The 17,262-nt window shown below is 48.8% G+C and carries 15 protein-coding genes; 5 read left to right on the top strand and 10 right to left on the bottom strand.

All coding sequences use genetic code 11. The features are described 5' to 3' along the window. Window positions 1-54: 54 nt before the first annotated feature. A complete protein-coding gene (gene trpD / locus IDM48_RS06205; protein ID WP_238397909.1) occupies window positions 55-1,122 on the bottom strand; it encodes an anthranilate phosphoribosyltransferase in 1,068 nt (355 codons plus the stop codon). A 214-nt stretch (window positions 1,123-1,336) separates the two neighbouring features. Here trpD and ctaE point away from each other — a divergent pair, with 214 nt between their 5' ends. Genes ctaE through qcrB form a run of 4 tightly spaced genes read left to right on the top strand, consistent with a single transcriptional unit; the run spans window position 1,337 to window position 5,636 of the window. Beyond that, window positions 1,337-1,975, top strand: coding sequence for an aa3-type cytochrome oxidase subunit III (ctaE, locus tag IDM48_RS06200; RefSeq protein ID WP_145177596.1), 639 nt, complete (start codon window positions 1,337-1,339; stop codon window positions 1,973-1,975). Window positions 1,976-2,034: 59 nt separating this feature from the next. After that, window positions 2,035-2,829 (top strand): cytochrome bc1 complex diheme cytochrome c subunit, encoded by a 795-nt coding sequence (gene qcrC / locus IDM48_RS06195; protein ID WP_068171063.1) that lies wholly within the window; start codon window positions 2,035-2,037, stop codon window positions 2,827-2,829. Window positions 2,830-2,877: 48 nt separating this feature from the next. Continuing rightward, the gene (qcrA, locus tag IDM48_RS06190; RefSeq protein ID WP_068171066.1) at window positions 2,878-3,972 is read left to right on the top strand and encodes a cytochrome bc1 complex Rieske iron-sulfur subunit; all 1,095 of its coding nucleotides are present in this window, start codon (window positions 2,878-2,880) and stop codon (window positions 3,970-3,972) included. Next, window positions 3,972-5,636, top strand: coding sequence for a cytochrome bc1 complex cytochrome b subunit (gene qcrB, locus IDM48_RS06185; protein WP_145177605.1), 1,665 nt, complete (start codon window positions 3,972-3,974; stop codon window positions 5,634-5,636). The genes qcrA and qcrB overlap by 1 nt, the downstream gene beginning before the upstream one ends. Before the next feature lie 1,240 nt (window positions 5,637-6,876). On the opposite strand, the gene IDM48_RS06180 is transcribed toward qcrB, so the two are convergent. From IDM48_RS06180 to IDM48_RS06160, 5 genes are all read right to left on the bottom strand, one after another. Continuing rightward, window positions 6,877-7,281 carry a cytochrome c oxidase subunit 4 gene (locus IDM48_RS06180; protein WP_068171075.1) on the bottom strand — a complete coding sequence of 135 codons (405 nt, stop codon included), beginning with the start codon at window positions 7,279-7,281 and terminating at the stop codon, window positions 6,877-6,879. Window positions 7,282-7,293: 12 nt separating this feature from the next. Beyond that, complete coding sequence (gene ctaD, locus IDM48_RS06175) at window positions 7,294-9,024, bottom strand: aa3-type cytochrome oxidase subunit I (RefSeq protein ID WP_190616532.1); 1,731 nt, start codon at window positions 9,022-9,024, stop codon at window positions 7,294-7,296. 10 nt (window positions 9,025-9,034) lie between these two features. Beyond that, window positions 9,035-9,898, bottom strand: a complete 864-nt coding sequence (gene ctaC, locus IDM48_RS06170) for an aa3-type cytochrome oxidase subunit II (protein ID WP_190616530.1) — start codon at window positions 9,896-9,898, stop codon at window positions 9,035-9,037. A gap of 221 nt (window positions 9,899-10,119) precedes the next feature. Then, window positions 10,120-10,473, bottom strand: a complete 354-nt coding sequence (locus IDM48_RS06165; RefSeq protein ID WP_145176731.1) for a HesB/IscA family protein — start codon at window positions 10,471-10,473, stop codon at window positions 10,120-10,122. 90 nt (window positions 10,474-10,563) lie between these two features. Further along, the gene (locus tag IDM48_RS06160) at window positions 10,564-11,967 is read right to left on the bottom strand and encodes a dipeptidase (protein WP_190616528.1); all 1,404 of its coding nucleotides are present in this window, start codon (window positions 11,965-11,967) and stop codon (window positions 10,564-10,566) included. A gap of 99 nt (window positions 11,968-12,066) precedes the next feature. On the opposite strand from IDM48_RS06160, the gene IDM48_RS06155 reads away from it, so the two are divergent. Continuing rightward, the gene (locus IDM48_RS06155; protein ID WP_145176737.1) at window positions 12,067-12,651 is read left to right on the top strand and encodes a DUF3043 domain-containing protein; all 585 of its coding nucleotides are present in this window, start codon (window positions 12,067-12,069) and stop codon (window positions 12,649-12,651) included. A gap of 46 nt (window positions 12,652-12,697) precedes the next feature. Here IDM48_RS06155 and IDM48_RS06150 read toward each other — a convergent pair whose 3' ends face one another. The 4 genes from IDM48_RS06150 to leuA all read right to left on the bottom strand — a co-directional run bounded on the left by IDM48_RS06150 (window position 12,698) and on the right by leuA (window position 17,168). Next, window positions 12,698-13,783 carry a quinone-dependent dihydroorotate dehydrogenase gene (locus IDM48_RS06150; protein ID WP_190616527.1) on the bottom strand — a complete coding sequence of 362 codons (1,086 nt, stop codon included), beginning with the start codon at window positions 13,781-13,783 and terminating at the stop codon, window positions 12,698-12,700. Window positions 13,784-13,793: 10 nt separating this feature from the next. After that, complete coding sequence (locus IDM48_RS06145) at window positions 13,794-14,585, bottom strand: isoprenyl transferase (protein ID WP_145176743.1); 792 nt, start codon at window positions 14,583-14,585, stop codon at window positions 13,794-13,796. Further along, on the bottom strand, window positions 14,585-15,352 hold the full coding sequence (gene recO, locus IDM48_RS06140) for a DNA repair protein RecO (protein WP_186303226.1): 768 nt from the start codon (window positions 15,350-15,352) through the stop codon (window positions 14,585-14,587). Before recO ends, IDM48_RS06145 begins: the two co-directional genes overlap by 1 nt. 76 nt (window positions 15,353-15,428) lie before the next feature. Continuing rightward, on the bottom strand, window positions 15,429-17,168 hold the full coding sequence (leuA, locus tag IDM48_RS06135) for a 2-isopropylmalate synthase (protein WP_190616525.1): 1,740 nt from the start codon (window positions 17,166-17,168) through the stop codon (window positions 15,429-15,431). Window positions 17,169-17,262 lie beyond the last annotated feature (94 nt).

Here is a 17,262-nt window from a genome sequence, read left to right as displayed (position 1 = left end):
AGGCGTTTCTTCTACTCAAGAAACACCTATTTCTTTCAAGCTAAACTTTAAGTTTTAGTTTGCTGTAGTTTGTGAAAACTCTCTCCAGTTCTCCAACACCTTCCGAGCTCTGCCATTGTCCAGCGATGCTATCGCTCTATCCAGGGCTGCAACAAAACGTTCGTTGAAGCTCTGCCCCTCACCGACGGGTTCGAAAGCTACAATCCCTGCTGCAGCGTTGAGGAGAACAGCGTTCCGTATATGCCCACTCTCCCCCGCCATGATTCGTTCAAATACTTCTGCGTTTTCGGAAGCCGTACCACCGCGTAAATCTTCTAACGTGCCTAGATTGAATCCAAATTCACGGGGGTCGATAACGTGCGCAGTTACGGCGCCCTCGTATACTTCCCAAAGCTGGGAATTACAGGTGATAGTCAGTTCATCCAAGCCGTCTCCACCTCTAAAAATCAGGGCATGATCGTTACGCGAGGCAAAGACATCAGCAATTTTGCGAGCCATCGCTTCGTCAGCTACCCCAATTGCAGAAGAACGCACCTGCGCAGGATTCGTCATAGGACCCAAATAGTTGAAGGCAGTAGGAACCCCCAACTGTTTTCTGGTGGGAGCCACATGTTTCATGGAGGGGTGAAATACCTGGGCGAACAGAAAAGCAATTCCTACTGTTTCTAAACACTGAATGATGTCAGAAATCGGCATATTGAGATTGATGCCTAACTTCTCCAGCACGTCTGCGGAGCCGGAAGAGGACGACGATGCGCGGTTACCGTGTTTAATGACGGGAACCCCGGCGCCCACAATCACCATTGATGCCATAGTGGAAATATTGACCGTATTATGCTGGTCTCCCCCGGTGCCCACAATATCTACTGCGTTAGAGCTAATTTCGATCTTTTCCGCTTTATCTAGCATCCCCTGAGCTAGCGCACTCAGTTCTTCAGGAGACTCCCCCTTGACATGAAGTGCAATTAGGAAGGCGCCAATGATAGCCTCCGAGACTACTCCATTCATTATCTCATCCATTGCCCACCCTATTTCTTGCTCGGAAAGATCATGGCGAAGAGTCAATTTATTCAGAATGGCTTTCCAGGAAATAGCTGGGTTCGATATCTCAGATATGCTCATGGGTTCAGCATAGCGGGCAGAATCGCCAGGTGCTTTAAATATTTCAAGCTGTGAACTTCAGGAATTATGCCGCAGGTCAGTTTTGTAACATGTGCGAAATTTTCAAAAATTTTCTGGTGGCCTTCCCTTGTATTCCCTAGAGATTTTCAACACGCATGGGAAGAAAGGAGCTCATATATTGGTTTCTTCGAAGTTTTACAGACATAATGTCTATGTGACAACTGCAACCCATACCCCAAGTAAGTCGGCCCACACGACTTTGAACCGACCCAACGCTGTCGCCGTCGGCACCGTTGTTTGGTTGGCATCAGAGTTGATGTTCTTTGCCGGACTATTCGCCATGTATTTCACCCTTCGGGCATCACGACCCGATATTTGGGCAGAAAATACCGAACATCTAGCTGTTCCGTTGGCCACCGTCAACACCATCGTTTTGGTGTTGAGTTCGGTGACCTGTCAGTTTGGTGTATTCAAAGCAGAGCAGCTAAAGCCACGTCGCACTGGCTCCCTCTTTAACGTTAAAGAGTGGGGCATGGTCGAGTGGTTCCTGCTGACCTTCCTCATGGGCGCATTCTTTGTGTCTATGCAGGTTTATGAGTACGCAAACCTCGTCGCAGAAGGCGTAACAATCGCTCACTCTGCTTACGGATCAGCTTTCTACATCACCACTGGTTTCCACGCTATTCACGTGACCGGTGGCTTGATTGCATTCCTATTCATCATTGGCCGCGCATACGCTGCAAAGCGATTCGGTCATTATGAAGCAACTTCAGCAATCGTTGTTTCATACTATTGGCACTTTGTTGACGTCGTCTGGATTGTTCTTTTCGCCGTCGTTTACTTCTTGAAGTAAATAGAAACAAATCGCCACATCAATAGTTCAACCAGCACACACACTAAGGATCAAACGACGTGAAGGCACTTTCTCAGAAGAGGCGTCATCCTCTTGCAGCCATCGTGTTGCTTGCTCTAGCTTTACTCCTCACCGGTGGCCTCTATGCAGTTGCCACAGCTACGAATGAGGCTAAAGCTGAAACTAGCACCACCTACACAGCTACGCAGGCCCAAGAAGGAGAGAAACTCTTTATCTCAAACTGCGCGACCTGTCACGGCACCAACGCTGAGGGCACCGCTGATGGTCCCTCGCTTGTTGGCGTAGGAGCTGCCGCAGTTGACTTCCAGGTCGGCACCGGTCGTATGCCTATGCAGATGCAGGGTACCCAGGCTCAGCTTAAGCCGGGTCAGTTTAATGAAGAGCAGACCGATCAGCTGGCTGCTTATGTTTCATCTCTCGGCGCGGGACCGTCCGTTCCTGAAGATGAGTACCTTGACGTTTCCAAAGGCGATGCAGCTAACGGTGCCAAGATCTTTTTGGCTAACTGCGCTATGTGCCATAACGCAGCGGGTGTTGGCGGTGCACTGACTCGCGGTAAGTTCGCACCAACTTTGATGGGCGTATCTGAGAAGCACATCTACGAGGCAATGGAAACTGGCCCTCAGAATATGCCAGTGTTCAACGATGCGAACATTACCCCTGAAGAGAAACGAGATGTTATCACTTACCTGAAGTCTCAGGAAGTAAACAACTCCCCCGGTGGTTTTGCCCTCGGGTCACTTGGTCCTGTTGCCGAAGGTCTGTTGATTTGGACTTTAGGCTTGGGAATTATCTTGATTTTCACTGTCTGGCTGACTTCACGCTCAGCTTAAGCACACCACACACATTAGTTTTCGTATTAGGAAGATTTGAGGCAACACATGGGCAACCATAGTGACGACGCTAGGAAGACATCCTCAGTCGTAGTTACCTCTCATGAGGAAGGCAAGGAGACATTCCCCAACCCGGGGCTACCTCCTCATGCACCACGCCTTACTGACGTGGATCCCCATAAGGCAAAGTCCGCAGAGCGACAGGTTTCACTCCTGTTTGTGATTTCCATTCTTGGCGCGATTTTGTTCTGGGTAGCTTATTTCGGTATTAAAATTGGGGGCGAATATTACGATGTAATGAATCCCGAGCCCACGAACGCGCTTCGTTTGCAAAACCTTCTACTTGGTTTGGGAATTGCATTCTCGATGTTCGGCATCGGCATCGGCGTTGTGCATTGGGCTCGTACCCTCATGCCTGATCACGAGATGGTTGAATACCGTCACGCGGTTTCTGCTGAAGCAGATCGTGCAGAAGCACAGGAGATTGTTGAAACTATTATTGCAGAGTCCGGCATTAAGCGCCGTCCGCTCTTGCGCAATACCTTGATTGGTTCAGTTATCCTCGCTCCTCTGACTTTTGTCACCTTCTTGCGCGACTTGGGTCCTGCTGATCCTTCAGTATTGAAGCACACGATGTGGGACAAGGGAGTACGCCTGGTGCGTGACCCTTCTGGTACTCCTATCAAGGCTTCAGACGTTACTTTAGGTTCCGCTTACCACGTACTTCCTGAGAACCTTTCATCGCTCAGCCACGATCAGGGTTACCTGAACGAAAAGGCTAAAGCTGTTGTTCTCTTGATGCGTTTAGATCCCAGTGACCTCAAGGTATCAGCCGGTCGTGAAGACTGGAACGTTGACGGCATTATTGCTTACTCCAAAGTTTGCACCCACGTTGGTTGCCCCATTGCTCTGTATGAGCAGCGAACCCACCATTTGCTCTGCCCTTGCCACCAGTCAACCTTTGACGCGGCTGATGAATGCAAGGTAGTTTTCGGACCTGCTGGTCACGCTCTGCCTCAGCTTCCCATCGCTGTTGACTCAGAAGGCTACCTGGTAGCTCAGAGCGACTTCCACGAACCTGTTGGCCCTGCTTACTGGGAACGTGGCAAACACGTAAAAGAGATGGCAGGTGAGACAAAATAATGTCACACACAACTGTTGAAACTGATTACCAGGCAAAGACATCAACCGGGCGTATCGCAAACTTTGTTGATAGCCGTGTAGGTTTGTCTGGAATCATCAAGGAATTCGGTCGAAAGATTTTCCCCGACCACTGGACTTTCATGTTCGGTGAAGTAGCTCTTTACAGCTTGGTTATCCTGATTCTTTCGGGTACCTTCCTTACGCTGTGGTTCAACCCTTCGATGGCACCCGTTGCATATGATGGTTCTTATGTGCCTATGAAGGGCACCGAGATGTCTGTGGCTTATGCATCAACGCTACACATTTCGTTTGATGTCCGCGGTGGTCTACTTCTTCGTCAGATTCATCACTGGGCAGCTCTTATGTTCATGTTGGCATTGACCATCCACATGCTCCGTGTGTTCTTCACTGGCGCATTCCGTCGCCCCCGTGAACTTAACTGGGTAGTAGGTTGCGTATTATTTATCTTGGGTATTGCTGCTGGCTTCACCGGTTACTCCCTCCCCGACGACGTCCTGTCCGGTAACGGTCTGCGCATTGTTGACGGAATCATGAAGGCTCTACCGTTGGTAGGAACTTACCTTTCTCTCTTCTTCTTCGGTGGAGAATTCCCCGGTGAGCAGCTCATCGGTCGTTTGTACTCCATGCATATCATGATTGTTCCTGCACTGATTCTTCTTTGTGTTGCAATCCACTTGTTCATGGTCGTTGTTCACAAGCACACTCAGTACCCCGGACCTGGTCGCACTGAGGGTAATGTGGTTGGTTTCCCTGTTGGTCCTGTGTATGCAGCTAAAGCTGGCGGTTTCTTCTTTATCGTTTTCGGTATCATCGCCTTCTTGGCTTCGACCTTCACCATTAACGCAATCTGGAATTATGGCCCTTATGATCCCTCCCCCGTTCAGGCTGGTACCCAGCCTGACTGGTACGTCGGATTTGGCGATGGTGCATTGCGTTTGATGCCTGGCGCATGGCCTTGGCACTGGGAATTCAACGTTCTAGGCGGTACCTGGGTGTTCAGTGTTCTAGGACCGTTGATTCCTGCGGGACTCATCATCATGGCAATGTTCATCTGGCCTTGGCTTGAGCGTTGGGTTACCAAAGACAACCGCGAACATCACATCCTTGATCGTCCTCGCAATGCTCCCTACCGCACTGGTGTAGGTGTAGCGGGAATCATTGCTTACGGCACATTGATGGTAGCGGCTAGCTCTGACCTCATTGCAACTCACTTCCATCTATCACTGAACGACGTCGCTTACTGGCTTCGTGCTTCGCTGATTCTTGGTCCTTTGGTCGGTTTCTTTGTCACTCAGCGCGTATGCCTTGCTTTGCAGCGTAAGGACCGCGAGCTTGTGCTCCACGGTATTGAATCCGGTCAGGTTGTTCAGCTTCCTCACGGTGAATTCATCGAGGTTCACAAGCCTCTAGATGAGTACCGTCGATACAAGCTAGTGAACTTTGAATCACCTGCTCCCCTGGCGGCTCAGCCAAATAAGAAGGGTAAGATTTCCTTCGCCGAAAAGACTCGTGCGGGTCTTTCGAAGATTTGGTTCCAGGATCGAGTAGTTTCTGTAACTCCTGCGGAACTTGAAGCAGCGCATCAAGCCCATGATGAAAACCATGGATCTGTAGCAGCTTCTGATACCAAGGAAATTCACTAAATAGATCTTCAAAAAGCCCCTCTCCTCTTGGAGAGGGGCTTTTAGTATGTCTAGCTTCTTGAAACGGTGTGCCCTTAAAAATCGAGTTAGGTTGTTAACCATCTGGCTATGTGCAAAGACGGTTCACGTGAAAATAGCTTTCAAGCCGTATAAACGCAGCTCTGCGGGGCGATGAGAAGCTAACTAATTCTCATATCATTTCTAGAATTACATTGTCTTAAAACGCCATATACGCTTGCGGAGATGGCTTCCCAGCGAATCTAGTTTCCTTGAACCAAATTCCTCTTCATCGCTGCTGCCGAGGGGGCGAAATTGACCGTCACGCCTGGTTATCGTCTATACCTTGAACCCTCTCACCAAACTTTGAAGTATAGATAAGTTTGCTCCTGTCCACGTTTCACATCGTGGTTGACAGTGAATCATATATCTGAGTCAAACTCATAACTGGCCTCAGGAGGGAACGTCAACAGCTTTTAGGTGTTACCATCTCCCTATTCAGGAAAGACTCCTGAGTTGGTCCTATATGCTTTCTTAGCACCGTAACAGGCAGTAACTATCCAGAAGCTTCTATCGACAAGCAGTGGACTGTTCTCGAATCAAAGCCAAAGAAAGCCGAACTGTGAGATTAGAAACTCTATTGGTTGCTTCAGAAGCGCAACCTGCGAAATTCAAAGGCTTGAAGAAGCAGGCGTAACCGTAAATCTGACTCTGGGTAGCAGAGTCGATGATTTTCGCCCTGGCGGAGCCTAAGCAGATGCCCGGACTGCTTAGATGATTACTTCCCGTAAATTCCCATGCACCTTGAACTGGTCTTTAGCGCTTCAAGAAGTATTTCAGCATGGGCAGCTCAGCATGAGGCTATTCTTATGCAACATAGCGATTTGGGAGTTAAGGTTCTTTCCTTGGCTAAAGGGAATCTTTTATCGAGGGGGATTCGTCTTATGACGGGTATGTGAGTGCCCGCCAGTTCAAGGATTCTAAATAAAGTAGTAGGGAAGAATTTTAAAGAGGATTCGCATCTAGCTTTTGATGCTCGTACCGCGCAGTTAGTTTGTTTTGACTCGTCGGCGAATGAATGTTTTTACTCGAGTTGTTCCGGGATGGGTGTTCTTAGGAGTCTCCTAAGTCAGTTAAGGCTAAAGAGAATCGAACACGAAGCTGTCAAGAAGTTATTGAAATACGCATATAAAAAGGGCAGTAGATTCAAATGAATCTACTGCCCTTTCTCGGCGGTTATATGTTAGTGAGCGTGATCGCCACGGTTGTATTCATATACCCAGCCAACGCAAGCAAGAATTGCTAGAGGAATAGCAAGGGTAATTACCCATACTTGCCACATTGCCAAACCAGTTACCAGGATTGCGCAAACGAGACCAATCATCAGCGGCCACCAAGACCACGGTGAATAGAAACCGTAGTCACCGGTGGTATCGGCAATTTCGCCTTCAAGATTTTCGTTCGGCTGGTGAGGGTGCTTCTTATCGGTAAACATCAAAAAGAATGCCAAGAAGAAACACATCACGGCGGTAGCTAAGATTGCGGGGAATCCAGCCCAGTCTGTAAATTGCGTCATTAAACCATACACAATTCCAACCGGTACGAGGAAGATACCCAAGCCAAGAAAAAGCTGTCCAAGAATTTTCATAGTAGCTACTCCCTATCGCTTTACTGAGCCAACAGCGGTCTGCGCGTGCTCAGATACCTGGCGAGCTGCTGCTGCAACATTGTAGTTGGTGGACAGTTCGGGATGATGTAGATCCAGTGCAGGACGCTCGGAACGGATACGCGGTAGAACGGTGAAGTTGTGACGCGGAGGAGGGCAAGAAGTTGCCCATTCAAGTGAACCGCCGAAGCCCCAAGGATCGTCAACCTCAACCTTCTTGCCGTAACGAGCAGTCACGTAGACGTTCCACAAGAATGGGATCATCGAGATTGCGAGAAGCATTGAGCCTACGGTTGAGAGCTGGTTCATCCAGGTGAAACCGTCTTCTGGCATGTAGTCAGCGTAACGACGGGGCATACCATCAACACCCAACCAGTGCTGAATCAGGAAGGTCATGTGGAAGCCGAAGAACAGCAACCAGAAGTGAATCTTACCTAGACGTTCGTTGAGCATCTTGCCAGTCCACTTGGGCCACCAGAAGTAGAAGCCAGCGAACATGGAGAAGACTACGGTACCGAAAATGACGTAGTGGAAGTGAGCTACCACGAAGTATGAGTCAGATAGGTGGAAGTCAAGCGGAGGGGTTGCCAAGATAACACCAGTCAAGCCACCAAAGAGGAAGGTGACGAGGAATCCCATAACCCAAATCAAAGGTGTTTCGAAGGTAAGCGAACCCTGCCACATGGTACCAATCCAGTTGAAGAACTTCATACCCGTAGGAATGCCAATCAACATGGTCATGAACGAGAAGAAGGGCAACATAACTGCGCCGGTTACATACATGTGGTGTGCCCACACTGTTACGGAAAGTGCCGCAATAGCGATGGTAGCGAAAACCAAACCCTTGTAACCGAAAATCGGCTTACGTGAGAACACAGGAATGATTTCCGAAACAACACCGAAGAAAGGCAGTGCTAGAACGTAAACCTCAGGGTGACCGAAGAACCAGAAAAGGTGCTGCCAGAGAATAGCGCCGCCATTTTCAGGATCAAAGATGTGTCCGCCCAAACGACGATCCATACCCAAAGCAAACAGTGCTGAAGCCAAGGGAGGGAAGATCATGATGATGAGGATGGCGGTAATCAAGGTCGTCCAGGTAAAGATGGGCATACGCCACATAGTCATACCGGGAGCACGCATGCACAAGATGGTGGTAATGAAGTTTACGCCACCCATGATGGTACCGAAGCCCTGCAAAGCTAGACCGAAGACCCAGAGATCTCCACCTACGCTAGGTGAATAGGTAGTGCTATTCAATGGGGCATAAGCAAACCAACCGAAGGATGCAGCACCCTGAGGGGTCAAGAAGCCTGCAAGGGCAACCAGGGAACCAAAGAGGAAGAACCAGAAAGCCAAAGCGTTCAAACGAGGGAACGCAACGTCAGGAGCGCCAATCTGAAGGGGAATCAAAACGTTAGCAAAACCAGTAAATGCAGGGGTACCAAACATAAGCAACATCAAAGTGCCGTGCATGGTGAAAAGCTGGTTGAACTGTTCCTTAGTCTGTAGCACCTGCATACCGGGCTCAAAGAGCTCCATGCGCATGAGCAAAGCCATAATGCCCGCGATGCAGAAGAAAATAAAGCAAGAAATCAGGTACATATACCCGATTGTTTTGTGATCGGTAGTGGTTAGCCAATTGACGACGATGCGTCCTTTTGACTTAGGCACAACCCGAGGAGCAACCTGAGTTGCTGAGTCTGCTGAATACTCGAGAGTAGTCACGGGTCACCTCCTACTGTGATTCGTTTTGGTTAGGGTTACGGTTGAATTCGTCGCCGAGACGGCCGTCGTTACCTTCATCCGCAAGCTTCTGAGTGTAAGCGTCGTACTCTTCCTGAGTCACAACCTTAACGTTGAAAAGCATTTCTGAGTGGTACTCACCGCAAAGCTCTGCACATTTACCTGTATAGGTACCGGTTTCAGAACCGGTCTTGAAGTACATGTGGTTAGTCTGACCGGGAATAGTATCGCGCTTCTCAAGGAAAGCAGGAACCCAGAAAGAGTGAATAACATCGCGTGATTTCAGCTGCAAATCAACGGTGGAGTCTACGGGTAGGTAAAGAGTAGGAAGGGTTTCTTCATGACCTTCTTGACCGTCAAGCTGTGCTTGAACACCGGAAGAATAAACATTCTTGTCGAGGTAGTTGAAGTCCCATGCCCACTGCTTGCCATAAACTTCAATGCTTACGTCAGCAGTCTCAGACTTAGGAGCGGTGATTTCGCGCTCAGCACGGTCAGAGAAGCTGAAAAGGCTAACAATAGCGATGATGGGGATGATGGTGTAGAAGATTTCCAGAGGAGCGTGATAGCTCAGCTGACGAGGATAACCAACATCGTTCTTACGACGGCGGTAGGCAATGATGCACCAGAGCATAAGACCCCAGGTAATCAATCCAACAACCAGCGCTGCTACCCATGAACCAATCCAAAGATCCATGATGGTGTCAGCGTTGTCAGTAATTCCACGCTTTGTAGGCAACCAGCCCAGTTTGGCTTCTTCCGAACAACCGGTCATCAACAGTGCTGAAACTGAAGCCACTCCGGCCAGTGCCAGACCCTTCAGCTTGCGGCTGCCGGTTCGATGCTGCGAACTCACAGACGGCCCTTCCTTTAGCGGTGTGCGTGTTAGGTCGATTCAGTGTGTGGACAGAATGCGACATAAATCTTTCTATATGAGCTTACCTCTTGAAAGTGCATTCTGCTGACACTATGTCAGTGAAGTTACGGCTATTTCTTAACTATTTCGCAAAATATTGAGAAAAATGGGACGTTCCATCGAGAAGGATGGAACGCCCCAAATGTAGTTATAGATTTTGTTTAGTGGAATGAATCGCCACAAGCACATGACCCCTGTGCATTGGGGTTATCAATGGAGAAGCCCTGCTTTTCAATGGTGTCTTCGAAATCGATAGTTGAACCATCTAGGTAGGGAACGCTCATGCGATCAACAATGACTTCAACTCCGTCGAAATCGCGGACTGCATCGCCGTCGAGCTTGCGCTCATCAAAGTACAGCTGATAAATCAAGCCAGAGCAACCGCCGGGCTGTACTGCAACGCGCAGGCGCAAATCGGTGCGCCCCTCCTGCTCTAAAAGTGCACGAACCTTCTGAGCTGCAGTGTCTGTGAGTTGAACGCCGTGGGTTGAGGTTTCAGTCGCTGTTTCAGTCATCTTTTTGTCCTTAAAATCTTGAGAAAATGGTTCCAGAGAATTTTTCTCTAGTTAAGTTAACCGCTCTATACCGAAGCTTTATTCCCCATACTATTTCTTTTCGCAGAATTTGGTAACCATGAGAGCTTCTGCAAGGATTGCTCGCTTGAAATCGGGGATGTAGAGGGATTCGTTAGCGCTGTGAGCCCTCGTATCTGGATCTTCAATGCCTGTAATGAGAATATGAGCATCGGGGAACTCTTCCTTGAGGTCTGCAATAAATGGAATAGACCCACCTAAACCTGTTTGCACCGGAGCAATTCCCCACGCCTTTTCCATGGCAGAAAGAGCAATTTGTATACTGCTCTCTGAAGTATCTGCGGAGAATGGTTGGCCGGTGTCTTCGGCAGTGTAACTTACTTCAACTCCCCATGGAGAGTGCCTGTGAAGGTGTGCCTCGATAGCTTGATGGGCCTGCTGAGGATTTTGCCCAGGAGCCAAACGCACACTGAGCTTGGCGCTATTCTGGACTGAAATAGTGTTAGAAGATTCGGCTATGGGGGTGATGTCCATGCCGATAATGCTGATGGCCGGTTGTGCCCAAAGGCGAGAAGAGATGCTTCCCTCCCCCGCCAGTTGTACATTATCTAGCATTCCGGAATCAGCTCGGAAATCTGCTTCCTCATATTCAACCTCAGGTTCAGGTGCATGTATTAAACCCTTAACTGCTACTGCACCTTTATCGTTATGAAGCGAAGCAAGAAGTCGTACTAAGGCTGTGGGTGCATCAATCATAGGTCCGCCAAACATGCCGGAGTGCACCGCATGATCTCCCACGCGTACATTCACAACTCCGCTGGCTAATCCTCTCAGACCGGTTGTGAGCGCAGGTACTCCTGCTTTCCAGTTGGACGAATCGGCTACGACAATTGCATCTGCTTTAAGTTTCTCTTTGTAAGTTTTAAGGAATTGCCCAAAACTCGGCGATCCTGCTTCTTCCTCGCCTTCAATAAAAAGAGTAACGCCAGCCTTGAAATCCTCACCCAACACATCTTTTACTACCGAAAATGCCGTGAGATGAGCTAAAACACCAGCTTTGTCATCTGCTGCGCCGCGACCAAAGAGCCTGTCCCCCTGCACTGTGGCAGTGAAGGGTTCAGTATTCCACTCAGCTAAATCTCCCACTGGCTGCACATCGTGATGCGCATACAGCAAAATAGTGGGGTAACCCGCTTCAGCTTCTTTGCGAGCAACGACTGCTGGCATACCCTGTTTATCTTGATTTTCCCCGTAGGAAGCAGTCAAGATTTCAACCGAGTCAAAACCCACGTGCTGAGCTAATGAAGCTACTTTTTCTGCACTCTTGTGAACCTGCGATAAATCGAAAGCTTCCCATGCAATGGACGGAATAGCTACCAGCTCAGTTAGCTGTTCCACGGCGGAATCAAACTTTGCGTTTACAGCATGGTCAAGCGCTTCAAAATGCGAGAAATATTCTGGAGTATCAGTATTCATATACATAACCTTACGATGGATTGAGTAGAACCACCTTTTGTTCGATATTCTTAACAGGTGATTGGACGTAAAAAAGATTCTCGAAGTACATCAGGTTCTGTGCGAGCAGATTCTGTGGTGAATGAAGCTACTGTAACTCCTGAACCTCAGGAAGAACACCATGCTCCGAATTACACCGCTCCTAAGGGGAAACCCACGCCTTCGCGCAAGCAACAACAACAGGCGCGGCGTCAGCCCCTGGTACCTGCTGACCGAAAAGCAGCCAAAGAAGCCAACCGGGCTGCATTGCGCGAGCAGCGAATGAAAGAAAATATTGCCATGCAAACTGGCGATGAAAAGCATTTACCGCTTAAGGACAAGGGACCTCAGCGCAGATATATTCGCGATTACGTCGACGCCCGGTTTAACGTCGGCGATTTCATGATTATCGCTCTTCTTCTAATTTTTGTGGCGGGCATCTTCATCCAGTCCATTCAGTTGGTCACTGTAACCCTCATGTGGATTTTCATCGCTCTCCTTGCTTTGGATCTATGGTTCATGTGGCGAGGTCTGAAAAAGAAGCTTCTGGCTAAGTTTGGACAAGTCGAACCAGGCTCTACAATGTACGCCATTAACCGTGCCATGATGATTCGTCGAATTCGACTTCCTAAGCCTCAGGTGAAGCGCGGTCAATACCCCAGCTAAAGTCCAATAAAAATGGTGGAGTGTTCTAGAACACTCCACCATTTTTCTATTTAAGAAGCTTTTTCAGCTCCCGATTGATTCGTGCTGCCCATAGTGGTCCTTCATACAGGAAAGCTGTATACCCCTGAACAAGAGTTGCCCCAGCATCGAGACGTTCTTTTACATCGCCGGCAGTAGTCACCCCACCCACGGAAACAAGAGTGAGTTTCTCTCCCACGTGTTCTTTTAAGAGCCGCAATACTTCAAGCGAGCGATTCTTTAAGGGCGCACCCGAAAGTCCTCCAGCACCGATTTCGCTCACCTTTTGAGCATCAGACTGTAGACCCAAGCCGTCACGCGCAATAGTAGTGTTGGTAGCGATGATTCCATCAAGTCCTAATTCAACTGCCAAATCTGCAATTTCAAGGATTTCATCGTCCGCAAGGTCGGGAGCAATCTTCACCAAAAGCGGTACATGCCGATTTGGCTCAGCCAAGACCGCTGCTTCCTGTACAGTCTGCAACAAAGGGCGAAGAGTCTCCACTGATTGAAGCGACCGAAGACCGGGAGTATTAGGAGAGCTCACATTGACAACCATGTAATCTGCTTGCGGAGCCAAGGTCATAGTAGAAATTCGATAATCTTCAGCGGCATCCTCTAACTCGACCACTTTTGTTTTTCCAATATTGACGCCGATGATTGGGCGAGCTGAAGACGAGAAACTGAACTCAGTTTCAAAATCTGCGCGAGCGGCGGCAAGACGAGGCCCAACCTTTGCGGCTCCCTCGTTATTAAATCCCATGCGGTTAATGACTGCGAGGTCTTCAACCAAACGAAAGAGACGGGGCTTAGGGTTACCGGGTTGCCCTTGCGCAGTCACAGTACCGATTTCCACATGTCCAAAGCCCAAATCTCCCAGGGCATTGATGCACGATCCCTCTTTATCAAAACCTGCTGCGATTCCAAAAGGCGAGGGAAAAGTTAGCCCCATAGCTTCGGTGCGTAGCAGAGCATCGGGTAATAGAAATTTGCGTGCAACGGGAGTCAGTTTGCTAGCACGCAAGAGTTGAATACCCTTAAGCCCAATCTTGTGCGCTAGCTCTGCATCCATCGGTTTAAAAACAAGCTTGAAAAGTATGGGATAGATTTTCATGGAAAGCTCTCTACTGTTGGTGTGATGAATGGGAAGAAATCTTATCGACGGCACCGCCATACCGTCTATCTCGACGGGCGTACACTTCAACGGCGTCCCATAGAGTTCGACGGTCGACGTCAGGCCACAAAACATCAAGGAAAACTAGCTCCGCATAAGCGCTTTCCCAGAGTAAGAAATTAGATGTTCGCAACTCCCCCGAGGAACGAAGGAAAAGATCGACGTCGGGAACCTCGGGGTTGTACAGGTATTTTTCGATAGTTTTTTCGGAGATAGAGGACGGTTTCAGTTTTCCAGCTGCAACTTCAGCCGCGATACGGGCTGTGGCGTCTGCAATTTCCGCGCGCCCACCGTAGTTGACGCACATGACGAGGGTACACACCGTATTGTTCTTTGTCTGTTCTTCGCAGTACTGCAGCTGCTTAATCACAGAGTTCCAGAGCTTAGGCTTTCGCCCTGCCCAGAGCACACGCACCCCCCATGCCTGTAATGTTTCCAGCTGACGCGTGAGAACCTCGGTGGTAAAACGCATAATGAAACTGACTTCATCCATGCTACGCTTCCAATTTTCCGTGGAAAAAGCGTAGGCAGAAACATAGGGAATGCCCATCTCGATGGCACCAGCGACGACATCGACAAGGGACTTCTCCCCCGCTTTATGCCCCTCGTTACGAGGTAGCCCGCGTTCATTAGCCCATCGCCCATTCCCATCCATCACTACAGCGACATGCCGGGGTACAAACTGGGCAGGAATAGCAGGGGGCCTTGCTCCGCTAGGATGCGGATCAGGAGCAACATGCATCAAAATTCCTTTTCTATCAAAGCCAATGATTTGAGGGGTTTCTCCAACTGCCAATGCACGAAGGTAGAGATTAATCCATATGCTATTTTTGCAGAATGCTGGGATGAGATAGCTGTAACGCTCTCCCACCGGCCCAAGAACACATCAGATAAATAATGCAAGGTTTCTTCGCTGACCGGTTTGCTAACATTGAGCACTTCTAACCTTCCACAATTTTCGCATAGCAATCCGGCTTCTGCCGAAAACCAGCGAAGATTCTCTGAGGACCCACAGTGGGAACAGACAGTAGGGTTCATTCCCCAACCTGCTAAAGAGATGGCGCGTAGAAAATAAGCATTCACAATATCTAAGGGTCTCAGACGCTGACTAGAGAGCGAAGACAAAGCCCCAGCAAGCATCACGAACAGCTGGTTTGAACTTTCCCCCTCTTCAAATTTTCCTAAGCTTTCTGTTAACTCAATAAGTGCTAATCCTGCAAGGTAAGCTGAGTAATCACTCATGATAGGTGAAGTATAAGCCCGCACCGTTTGAACCTGCGTCAGCGTATAAAGGTCTTTACCCGCCGTAAGAGAAACATCCACCAGCATAAAAGGTTCTAAACGTCCCCCAAATTTTGAGGTAGTTTTGCGAGCACCTTTAGCAACGGCATGAACAATCCCGTGGTTTCTCGTCAGCAAGATAACAATCTTGTCTGCATCCCCCAATTTTTGACCGCGTAAGACTATGGCTTGATCAAAAATTGTTTTAGAACTAGCTGATGAACTCACTCTTATATCATCACATATTCAAAAAGTGGAGAAAACTACGGGGCAAGGAAACCCTATCCTTGCCCCCACTAACAAGTTACTTGCTATCTCGAAGCGCTCTGTTGACCGCAGACGTCAAAGCCTTCAAAGATGCCCAGGTTGTGGAGGAATCAATACCAATCCCCCACAACACTCTGCTACCCACTGCTGCTTCAATATAGCTTGCAGCTCGGGCATTGGAATTAGAAGAAAGCGTATGCTCTGAATAATCGAGCAAACGAATATCGATACCTTCAGAGTGGAATACCGACTGCATGGCATCAATAGGGCCAGACCCCGTTGCCGTCTTCTCGAAACGACGGCCATCCACATTTAAGAGAACCTTAAGCTTGGTTGCCCCGCCCTCTTGCGAATCCACATTGATAGATTCCAAACGGAACCTACCCCAGCGATGCTCAGGATCCTCCGCAGGAAGATATTCATCAGCAAAGACTTTCCATAAATTCTCACTGGTTACTTCTCCGCCCTGGGCATCTGTGCGCGCCTGAATAGCTCCAGAGAACTCAATCTGCGCGCGTCGAGGCAAATCCAGACCATAATCTTTCTTCAAAAGATAGGAAACTCCGCCCTTGCCGGACTGCGAGTTAACCCTAATGACAGCTTCGTAATTGCGCCCCACGTCGCGAGGATCCAACGGCAAATAGGGTACGCCCCACTCTAAATCGTCAATACTCTTACCGGCTTCTCGCGCACGACGTTCCATAGAGTCGAAACCCTTTTTGATAGCGTCCTGATGGGAACCAGAAAAAGCTGTAAAAACTAAGTCGCCACCATAGGGTGAACGCTCGTGAACAGGTAGCTGATTACAATACTCAACCGTTCGACGAATCTCATCAATATCAGAGAAGTTAATTTCCGGGTCAACACCCTGAGTCAGCATATTTAGTCCCAGCGTCACCAAATCGACATTCCCCGTGCGCTCACCATTGCCAAAGAGACAACCTTCAATCCTGTCTGCGCCCGCAAGATAACCCAATTCAGCCGCTGCGACGCCGGTGCCGCGGTCATTATGAGGGTGCAGTGAAAGAATGATGTGCTCACGATTGGTCAGGTGCCGGTTCATCCATTCTATGGAATCGGCATAGACATTAGGAGTCGCCATCTCGACAGTGGCGGGGAGGTTAATAATAACTTCCCGACCTGGACCAATTTCCAGTTCGTCTGTGACGGCGTTACAGACCCGGACGGCGAACTCCAGCTCGGTTCCGGTGTATGACTCAGGGGAATACTCATAGGTGATGTTCGCATCCCCCGCCAGCTGTTCCTCATATTTCTTGCAAAGCCGTGCTCCGGTGAGCGCGATATCCAAAATCCCGTCTTCATCCTTATTGAAGACGACCTCTCGCTGTAATACAGAGGTTGAATTATAGAAATGCACAATCGCATTCTTTGCACCCTGGATAGATTCAAAGGTTTTTTCAATGAGGTGCTCACGGCACTGAACCAAAACTTGGATGGTGACATCGTCAGGAATATGGTTCTCTTCAATCAGTGTGCGTACAAAATTGAAATCAGTAGCGGACGCCGAAGGGAATCCCACTTCAATTTCCTTGTAACCCATTTCGACCAGAAGCTTGAACATAGCGAGTTTTCGTTCAGAATCCATGGGATCAATGAGAGCCTGGTTTCCGTCGCGAAGATCTACCGCGCACCATCGTGGAGCTTTCGTGATGGTCTTGTTGGGCCATGTACGGTTCTCGAGCTGAATATCAATTTGCTCTGAATACGGACGGTATTTGTGAACCGGCATTGAAGATGGTTTCTGCAAATTTTTCACGATATTTACCCTTGCTCTAGAGAAAACATGATTGCTTCTTGAAAAGGAGAAAATGGAGTCAAACTAGGCGTTTGAATCAGTGCAGCCTTTAAAC

Source organism: Rothia amarae (assembly GCF_014705945.2).
GTDB classification, from domain to species: domain Bacteria; phylum Actinomycetota; class Actinomycetes; order Actinomycetales; family Micrococcaceae; genus Rothia; species Rothia amarae.
Note: the sequence above shows the minus strand (reverse complement) of the source record. Positions and strands in the feature narration are given on the sequence as shown.

Coding starts and splice junctions, on each gene's coding strand:
- trpD (WP_238397909.1), bottom strand. CDS start 1,122: ATGAGCATATCTGAGATATCGAACCCAGCTATTTCCTGGAAAGCCATT.
- qcrA (WP_068171066.1), top strand. CDS start 2,878: ATGGGCAACCATAGTGACGACGCTAGGAAGACATCCTCAGTCGTAGTT.
- qcrB (WP_145177605.1), top strand. CDS start 3,972: ATGTCACACACAACTGTTGAAACTGATTACCAGGCAAAGACATCAACC.
- IDM48_RS06180 (WP_068171075.1), bottom strand. CDS start 7,281: ATGAAAATTCTTGGACAGCTTTTTCTTGGCTTGGGTATCTTCCTCGTA.
- IDM48_RS06165 (WP_145176731.1), bottom strand. CDS start 10,473: ATGACTGAAACAGCGACTGAAACCTCAACCCACGGCGTTCAACTCACA.
- IDM48_RS06160 (WP_190616528.1), bottom strand. CDS start 11,967: ATGAATACTGATACTCCAGAATATTTCTCGCATTTTGAAGCGCTTGAC.
- IDM48_RS06150 (WP_190616527.1), bottom strand. CDS start 13,783: ATGAAAATCTATCCCATACTTTTCAAGCTTGTTTTTAAACCGATGGAT.
- IDM48_RS06145 (WP_145176743.1), bottom strand. CDS start 14,585: ATGCATGTTGCTCCTGATCCGCATCCTAGCGGAGCAAGGCCCCCTGCT.